Source organism: Lactobacillus gigeriorum DSM 23908 = CRBIP 24.85 (assembly GCF_000296855.1).
GTDB classification, from domain to species: Bacteria; Bacillota; Bacilli; order Lactobacillales; family Lactobacillaceae; genus Lactobacillus; species Lactobacillus gigeriorum.
In genome coordinates this window covers 1-288 of sequence record NZ_CAKC01000034.1, presented here as the reverse complement: position 1 = coordinate 288, position 288 = coordinate 1, and the positions used below count along the sequence as shown (strand labels likewise).

Annotated in this window: 1 pseudogene; it reads left to right on the top strand. The window is 47.9% G+C overall.

Annotated elements, in window-relative coordinates:
* Positions 1 to 288: pseudogene (locus BN52_RS03120) on the top strand (ISNCY family transposase); the annotation flags it as partial.

Below are 288 nucleotides of genomic sequence, written 5' to 3'. Positions count from 1 at the left end.
CTCGCCATGAAAGATGCAAGTACTTCGGCGAAGAGATTCAGATGGATGCTTCAGACATCGTCTGGTTTGGAAGCAAAAAGGCTTCGTTGCACCTGGCAATCGACAACGCTACCGGCCTAATCGTTGGCGCCTATTTTGACTGGCAGGAAACGCTCAATGGCTATTATCACGTTTTTGAACAGATTCTCAAGGGCTATGGCATTCCTTCGTGCTTTAAAACGGACAATCGGACGGTATTCAACTATGAAACGGCCAAGACCAAAGCCGAGCACAAAGACGTCTTGACTC